The organism is Paenibacillus macquariensis, assembly GCF_900156375.1.
Lineage (GTDB): Bacteria > Bacillota > Bacilli > Paenibacillales > Paenibacillaceae > Paenibacillus_AQ > Paenibacillus_AQ macquariensis.
This window is the reverse complement of record NZ_FTNK01000053.1, coordinates 1-6705: the sequence shown is the minus strand read 5'-3', so window position 1 is coordinate 6705 and position 6705 is coordinate 1. Positions and strand designations below refer to the sequence as shown.

General features: G+C 37.6%; 9 protein-coding genes. 8 read left to right on the top strand and 1 reads right to left on the bottom strand.

The window, feature by feature from the left end:
- The first annotated feature begins 53 nt into the window (after positions 1-53).
- The 3 genes from BW961_RS29085 to BW961_RS29075 all read left to right on the top strand — a co-directional run bounded on the left by BW961_RS29085 (position 54) and on the right by BW961_RS29075 (position 3197).
- Positions 54-560, top strand: a complete 507-nt coding sequence (locus tag BW961_RS29085) for a hypothetical protein (RefSeq protein ID WP_068590992.1) — start codon at positions 54-56, stop codon at positions 558-560.
- A gap of 91 nt (positions 561-651) precedes the next feature.
- Positions 652-2370: a competence protein CoiA family protein gene (locus tag BW961_RS29080; RefSeq protein WP_068590994.1), complete on the top strand. Its 1719-nt coding sequence runs from the start codon at positions 652-654 to the stop codon at positions 2368-2370.
- Positions 2371-2792: 422 nt separating this feature from the next.
- Positions 2793-3197, top strand: coding sequence for a hypothetical protein (locus BW961_RS29075; protein WP_068590997.1), 405 nt, complete (start codon positions 2793-2795; stop codon positions 3195-3197).
- A gap of 276 nt (positions 3198-3473) precedes the next feature.
- On the opposite strand, the gene BW961_RS29070 is transcribed toward BW961_RS29075, so the two are convergent.
- Positions 3474-3911, bottom strand: a complete 438-nt coding sequence (locus tag BW961_RS29070; RefSeq protein WP_068590999.1) for a hypothetical protein — start codon at positions 3909-3911, stop codon at positions 3474-3476.
- Between the two features lie 144 nt (positions 3912-4055).
- Between BW961_RS29070 and BW961_RS29065 the strand changes: the two genes are divergently transcribed.
- The 5 genes from BW961_RS29065 (at position 4056) to BW961_RS29045 (ending at position 6495) form a co-directional block, all read left to right on the top strand.
- Positions 4056-4712: a hypothetical protein gene (locus BW961_RS29065; RefSeq protein ID WP_068591001.1), complete on the top strand. Its 657-nt coding sequence runs from the start codon at positions 4056-4058 to the stop codon at positions 4710-4712.
- 93 nt (positions 4713-4805) lie between these two features.
- The gene (locus tag BW961_RS29060) at positions 4806-5231 is read left to right on the top strand and encodes a DNA-directed RNA polymerase subunit alpha C-terminal domain-containing protein (RefSeq protein WP_068591003.1); all 426 of its coding nucleotides are present in this window, start codon (positions 4806-4808) and stop codon (positions 5229-5231) included.
- 127 nt (positions 5232-5358) lie between these two features.
- A complete protein-coding gene (locus BW961_RS29055; RefSeq protein WP_068591005.1) occupies positions 5359-5580 on the top strand; it encodes a hypothetical protein in 222 nt (73 codons plus the stop codon).
- A gap of 66 nt (positions 5581-5646) precedes the next feature.
- The gene (locus BW961_RS29050) at positions 5647-6069 is read left to right on the top strand and encodes a hypothetical protein (protein WP_068591007.1); all 423 of its coding nucleotides are present in this window, start codon (positions 5647-5649) and stop codon (positions 6067-6069) included.
- 99 nt (positions 6070-6168) lie between these two features.
- Positions 6169-6495 carry a hypothetical protein gene (locus tag BW961_RS29045; protein WP_068591009.1) on the top strand — a complete coding sequence of 109 codons (327 nt, stop codon included), beginning with the start codon at positions 6169-6171 and terminating at the stop codon, positions 6493-6495.
- The last annotated feature ends 210 nt before the right edge of the window (positions 6496-6705 follow it).

Sequence of the window (6705 nt, the reverse complement as noted above, 5' to 3'; positions counted from 1 at the left end):
GGGGGGGGGTGGATTCGATCAGTTGGACGTAAATATAGAGAGGATGACTCATTATGAAGTTTGAAATTGGTAAGACATATGATGCAGTAGTACAGGGCCAAATCTGGTCTTTTGAATATGAAGGTATAGATGAAAATGAAGAGGATGTTTATATTATTACCTGGATGAGTGGGGAGTGCGAAGGTCTACATAAATCTGAAATCGAACCTCTTGTTGAAGAAGCAAAGGTTTTGAAAGCTGCAGGAGTAATTTACCCAAGAGGTAGATCCGAGGAAGAACAGTATAAAGCATTATGTTTACTTATAGCACAGCCAACCTATTTTTTTGCTGGAGAAGAGGTTCCGAAGGCTGTTGTTCTTTCGGATCATTTTGCTCCGGATGGATATAAGGGAGAAAAAGACTACTTAGACTTTACATATGATAAAAACCAAAAAATGATAGTTACTACAGGCGCACACGATGTAACCCTACCAGATTGGGTTGGTCAGAGATTTGATGTTCTAGGAATGATGAAAATTAAAAATAAGGATAAGACAGTGTGGCAGATTAGTTTAAAATAATTAGTTAACATGATCAATTGGAATATGTGAAAGAAGTGCATCTGTTTAGTGACTTAAACAAGTATGTTGAATAGGAAGAGGATGGTTCTGAATGTCTCAATTTACCTACTTTACCCCTTACACAGGTTGGGAGGAAGACTTTCCAACGGGCAGCTTACAAGTTTTAGAAAAATTTGAATGGGTCCAGTTAGATACTGGGAAAATAACTGACAATGAGCGAAATGCAATTCGAAAAAGAAAGATAAACCTAACCTGCCCAATCTGCGATGGAAGAATGTATTACAACAAAGGATTTCAGAAGGTTTCTGGAGGTATAAGGGAAGCCAATAAGAGTCCGTACTTCTATCATTTTAATCGTGTAGACTGTCACTTTAGCGAATCTCTTACACATGCTCTTACCAAAAAATTTGTTTTTGAAAAGCTGCGGCAGGCCGGTTATACAGTGCGTGAGGAAGTACGTCATACTATTGATGGAAAGCAGGTCCGGGCAGATGTAGCTGCTTATGGGGGAACTGTTCCATCGATGCATTTAAAGTTAGTTGTTGAAATTCAGGCATCTGACGCAAAACCTTCAGCCGTTTCGAAAAAGATTAATGCATATTATAGTGATCAAGTACCGACAGCATGGGTTATTGTGTTGGATGATCTCTTTACGGGTTACACCGGCACTAATCAATATGTATTTGATCTGGATAGTAGAAAATATTCATGGCAGCCACTTCAACCAGGCGAAGAAGACGCTTTCGCTGTAACGGGTAAAGACAGCAGAGCTTTCACATTCTTGATGGATGAATATGGGTATATATTGGCGGTTAATCACGCCGGCCAAGTGTTTTTGATTCGACGGGATCCGGACAATGAAGTGAATAGATACTTTGCGCAGCAACGAGGGCTTCTCTGGACGTCCCAGGATGAACTATTTAAGATCACTCGCATTGCGGACAAAGATATTGCACGTGCTCTTCTGTTCACACCACTGCGTATGGTTGCTGAACGGTTGGATCCCGAATATGAGAAAGGGGCCACACTGGGAAATTATTTAAGTGATCCCAAACATACCACTTTTGATCAGGACCTTGAATTATCAGATAATTCAAATATTAATATTGATTTTCATGAAGGAAAATTGGATGGAAATGAGGTAGACCAAGCTTTAGATCCCATTTCTCTTATACGAGAAACCTGGCAAGCTGAGCAGTTGGCTAAAGAGCAATACAAAATTCAGCAGCAGGAAGAAAAACAAAACGACCTTCGGCAAGATTTAGAGAAGGAAAAGTCCTTAAAAAGTAAGCACGAAGTAGCACAGATGTTGGAAGAAGAACTGCCCACAGAGGTTAATGAGGAACCCAAGATAGATGAAAAAATTATTCAGGGCTATTATGCAGATAGAACCAGATTGGCTTCTCTGAAAAAAATAGAAGATGTTGAAATGCATATGCACTTACATGGGTTTGCCGTTGAAGGAAAGATGGATTTGTTTGGTTTATCCGATTATGACGTCGATGTAATACTTGATTGCCCACCTGACAATGTTCGCAGCCTTCCTATTCCAGCTAAGTTCATTCGGAATGAAGAAACAATTTGGTCGGCATATGAAACATTTTCCTCCGAAGATCGATTAAAACTGGAGCGCAATGTTTTCCCTGAGGGACTTCCCCCTTGGTTTATGAGTAAAATGATTCGTCTTAATCAAAAGGAAGCCGATCAAAAGCGAAAACTAGAGTCACAATTAAAACGAGCAGCTACTAAATCTGCAAAAGAAAAAGGATCGGTACACAGCAGCTATGAAGAGCAGAGATTTGATTTCTGATCAAGTGAAGTTTGGATGCGAAGTAAATCTTATCGGAAATGAATTTATGGTTGAAACGATAGATTGAGACTGATTGAAATAAAATTAATTGTAGAAGAATGAAAAGAGGGGCTAGATCCTCTCATGTTATATATTGAATATATCCGTTCTTAAGGAGTGTATTGACATACAATTACCTACTCTCACTATTGCACCGGAAGCCATGCACATAGCACTTACGGATCTTATAAATGAATTCATATGAATTGAAAAATCTGCTAGTGGTTTGGAATACCAGCAACGTTCTCATTTTGTACGCGGTCAAATCGATCTATTAACGTCATTGATAAATGATAGATGGGACTATTCAATTTCAGGTCAAACCTATTATCGATATTTGCGTGTAATTTACGGTAGAGTTTAAATGAACGGAGGTTTTTCTCATGCCTAATTGCGATTGGGGTCGTCCTTGTAATTGTTCTGATTGTCGGGAGCTTATTGATACGCATGTTTGTCCGAGTTGTGGATTTTCGAATCGAGTCAGCGTTATGAGGTCTTCTTGTTGGGTTGATGATTTGAAGCATGGTGGTGGTTATTACGAGCTTGATGCTCCTACTGAGCCGATCCGAGACCTGAGTTGTTATGACTGTGGTTATTGTATGGAGGCGGTCGGATATTATACGTCTGTAGATGAAGCTGGCTGCCAGCGTGAGAAAGAACGCGTAGAACTGATTCGTGCGGGGAAGATCTGTGCGAGTTGCAGCAAGGTCGAGGGGATTGGGGAATATCCAGTCGTGTGCGACTCCAAGAGTATGGAGACCGGCAGCTGTGTGAAGAGTGTCTCGTAGACGTTACGAAGCAGGACAAGCCGGATCCATCGGACAAGGACAGCAAATACCAATTTAATCGAACTCAGCTTGAATGGTCGTTAGTACGTGTCCGGATTCCGTGTACGATATGTGGAAAAGGTCATTTGGTTGCTGTCAGTGAACGATACTGGCGGACGCGCTGTAAGAAGTGTTATACGCTTCGTTGAAGTTTATCGTTCTCTAGTTAGAAGATTAGGAATCAAAATGAATATAACAGTGTGTAATGAATAGTAGACACAAACTGTGCAGTATACCTCATGTGTTGGACTTCGTTAATGAGTAAATCACATATAGGGCGATTAAGGCAATGAGGTAGGAAATATAAGTCCAACCCAAGTTCCAGCCGCTAGAATACACAACTTTTCCAGTAATAACGAGAAGGCCTTCAAAAATCGTTAAAAGGAACGAAGCTAGAGGAATTATAAGCCAGGTTCTTCCTCCATTATTAATTTGGTATAGGGCAAAGACGGGAATTACTGCAAATACTCCTAAGTTGTAAGGGATAAATGATAAAGTACCGTAATTCTTCGGTAAAACGTACCACCAGTCCATAAAGTGGCCAATATCATTGAAAAGGAAGGCAATTAATGCAGCGATTGTACTAACATGCAGCACAAACGATAGATTTCTCTTAAATAAATAGCAACCAAATATCCATGGCAATATGAATCCAAAAATTATATTGGTTAACACCAAAAATCACCTCAGAGATATTATTACCCAGAATTGTTATGGTTAAAGCTTTTATAACAAATTTGATTGCGTTGAGGATACTGTGCAGTTCGAAAATGAAGTCTCGTTAAAGACACATAATGTGTAGCAATAGGAGGGTGAGCCATGAAAGAATCAGATATGTATACTCATGTATCACACGTTCTTTTAGAAATTGTTAAATGTGATAATGTTTATGCGGAAGTCAGTAATTTTGATGTTGTAGCTGTTAAAAATAACATTTCACTTATCGTTGAAATGAAGAAACAACTTAATTTCAAAGTAATAGAACAAGCTATCACAGCGAAACATTGTGCCGACTACATATTTATAGCTGTTCCTAAACCTAAACAGTATCATTCAAAAATTGCACTTAATTTATTAAAACAAGAAGGTATTGGACTAATATATACAACTGATGAACGAAAAGAGTATGACAGCAGAACGAATGGCTCGACTATTCAATTTTGGGGTAAGCGTGTTAGGAGAAAAACTTATGATATTCAAAAACAGATAAACCATGAGTTCCATTCTCGTACTGTAGGCGGCGTGAAATCTGGTGAGGGTATTACGGAGTATAGCGAAATGATAGATGCAATTAAACTATTTTTGAAAAGAAAAGATTGGGTTACTGTAGATCAAATATTAGAGAACATTCAAACCTATTATAGTAATCCTAAATCTTCTTTGATGCAAACGTTAAAAAGTGAGTGGAATAGTGATTGGTTGGAGTGGAAAGTTGAAAATAGAAAGACTCATTTTAGATTGCGAATAGCAGCTTGATGTCGCAGTTCGACGAGACTATGATACTTGTATGTAATCAATAGTAGACGCAAACCAGTAACAAAACAAATATAGTTTAAGGAGGGTATACCCATGGTAAAACTGTCTCTAAATGAGATTCATGTATTGTTGAAATGCATAGAGAAGAAGCTTGACATACCTGAAATTATTTCTGTAAAGGAAAAACTTGAGAAGGAATTAAACCGATTGACCAGTAATTTAAATCCAGAAATTGATTGGTTCTTTGATCCACTGAATGTTTTTATTCCAATATCAGAATTAATTGAAGTTCCGGAAGAAATAAAAAAACAGAATTTTGAAGCAGTACTTAGATCCTCAGAAATTAAGGCTGAGTTAAATCGACGTGTGCTTAACGTGCTCCGTAGATTTCAATTTGAAATAATAGATGATTTACTTAAAAAATCTCCGAGTGATATACATAGACTTAGAAATTTGGGTGAAGGATCCCAAAAAGTGCTTGCTCGTTTTCTTTGGTCATTGCACCAAATGAGGTTGTAAAGGACCTTGAAGAACTTCAAAAAGCAACTGAACGTTTTGAAGTTTAATACAATCATTTGGTGTGGAACAATTATGGATGGAAGTACTTAATGAATAAATTTTATCATTGGAAGGAGGGTACATAGTTATGGATACATTAACGGTGTTTTCATTGATTTTTTCAAATCCAACAGTTCCTATTTTCCTTATATTAGCGGTTTTACGTGCAGTAATGATTTGGATTTTGGAGGACATTGAATTTAAAAAGACATATAAAAATTCACCTTATTTTTTACGCCCATCAAAAAACTGGTGGAAGGAAAACAAGGGATATGTACGTGGCATTTATAGTCACAAGGATACTAAATGAATACGTGATTGCATGGACTAAGATTCGAAAGTGTATTAATAAATATATGTATGAGGGTGAATATGAATGTCTACTATGCAAATTATTCTAAAAGAAATCGAACATCAATTAATAACTTATTTGGATACATTAGAAAATCAATACGGGTTAAAGTACTCTCTTGATTTTGAGCATAATCGAATAGAGATACGTGGGCAAACAGTAAAAACGGATAATTTTAAGATGTTTTTCTTCTCAATATTTGATAAAGATGAGGAAGGACCAGGACAGATTGCTTTGGATACACTCTTTTTGCCTTTTGAAGTAAGACATAATGGAATTGTATTAAAATTAATGGATATCACGTACCAAATAGCCGAAAAGCATCGTTACACTACCATAGTAGTGGGTATGGTTGAAGGTTTTTACAATGCTCTCGTTCGCAGAGGTGCATATCCATTAAATTATGAAACCGTGCAAATCGTTGGTCGTACAAATTTAAAAAAATAAATAGATGACGGAAAACTCTCGCAACCGATATATCTTGATAGAGCTGCAATTAGTTGGAGATTAGATATATAACAATTCATGGTTAAGGAGATAGAATGTATGTATCGAGAACATTTAAAGAAAGCTTTAGATTATGTTAGAGGAAGAAGTGGTTGGCAGAATCATATGGAAGACGCACTAGATAGTGCGATGAAAGTTGGTGAATATGCAGTGGCCTTGGAGTTGGTACTGGACCTGGTGGACACTTATCCAGAAGACAGAGATCCTTGGCGTAATTGTTTAGAAATAGGTTTTATTGCCGCGGAAAATATAAATGAATACGGAAAAGCCAGAGAGATAGCTAAATTGATTACTAATTCATATCCAGAGGGTTCCTCATATTATAAAGAATGGGACAAAAAGGTTGAACAATACAGGCTATTTTAAATTTTACATAACTGAATTTACAGATGGAACATATTTATACCTTCGTTAAGTTGCCAGGAACAACCTTCAGTAGCCTGAAGCGAGTACCTGGTGTTTTTTTAATTTCAGCACTGGATCAAATCGATGCGGGGATCCAGTCCGGAGCGAGTAGCTATAACCGGAGCAGTAACGTGAGATCTATGGTATAAGAGCTTAAGCCCGGTGCTCGAT